Annotated in this window: 1 protein-coding gene; it reads left to right on the top strand. The window is 71.1% G+C overall.

Annotated features, from left to right (window positions below; translation table 11 throughout):
• The coding region (locus AC5P1B_RS35630; protein ID WP_493892185.1) for an acetyl-CoA carboxylase biotin carboxylase subunit at nt 1-1,248 on the top strand (1,248 nt) is incomplete at both ends.

The raw sequence follows: 1,248 nt of genomic DNA, 5'->3' as shown, positions 1-1,248 counted from the left end.
GACGAGGCATATGCCTTGGGTGGTGACACGCCCGCGTCCAGTTATCTGGATATGGGCAAGGTGCTCGCCGCGGCGGCTGAGTCGGGGGCGGACGCGATCCATCCCGGATACGGGTTCTTGTCGGAGAACGCGGAGTTCGCCCAGGCGGTCATCGACGCGGGGCTGACGTGGATCGGGCCGCCGCCGCAGGCCATCCGCGACCTGGGGGACAAGGTCGCCGCCCGGCACATCGCCCAGCGCGCGGGCGCTCCGCTGGTGGCGGGCACCCCCGACCCGGTCACCGGCGCCGGGGAGGTCGTGGCCTTCGCCCGCGAACACGGCCTGCCCATCGCGATCAAAGCGGCCTTCGGCGGCGGCGGACGCGGCCTGAAGGTCGCCCGCACCCTGGAAGAGGTCCCCGAGCTCTACGACTCCGCCGTCCGCGAGGCGGTAGCCGCCTTCGGCCGCGGCGAATGCTTCGTCGAGCGCTACCTCGACCGCCCCCGCCACGTGGAAACCCAGTGCCTGGCCGACCAGCACGGCAACGTGGTCGTCGTCTCCACCCGCGACTGCTCCCTCCAGCGCCGCCACCAAAAACTCGTCGAGGAAGCCCCCGCCCCCTTCCTGACCCCCCAGCAGAACGCCGAGCTCTACCGCGCCTCCAAGGCCATCTTGCGCGAAGCCGGCTACCAAGGCGCCGGCACCTGCGAGTTCCTCGTCGGCCAGGACGGCACCATCTCCTTCCTGGAGGTCAACACCCGCCTGCAGGTCGAACACCCGGTCACCGAAGAAGTCACCGGCATCGACCTGGTCCGCGAGATGTTCCGCATCGCCGACGGCGAACCCCTGGGCTACGACGACCCGCCCGTGCGCGGCCACTCCCTCGAATTCCGCATCAACGGCGAAGACCCCGGCCGCGGCTTCCTGCCCGCTCCCGGCACCGTCACCCGCTTCCAGCCCCCCGCCGGACCCGGCGTGCGCCTGGACGCCGGCGTCGAGACCGGCTCGGTCATCGGACCGGCCTGGGACTCCCTGCTGGCCAAACTCATCATCACCGGCGCCACCCGCCACCAAGCCCTCCAACGCGCCGCCCGCGCCCTGGAGGAATTCACCGTCGAAGGCATGGCCACCGCCATCCCCTTCCACCGCGCCGTGGTCACCGACCCCGCCTACGCCCCCGAACTCACCGGCGACCCCGGCCCCTTCACCATCCACACCCGATGGATCGAAACCGAGTTCACCAACACCATCACCCCCTACACCCCCACC

The sequence above is a fragment of the Streptomyces sp. A01 genome (genome assembly GCF_059026195.1).
Note: the sequence above shows the minus strand (reverse complement) of the source record. Positions and strands in the feature narration are given on the sequence as shown.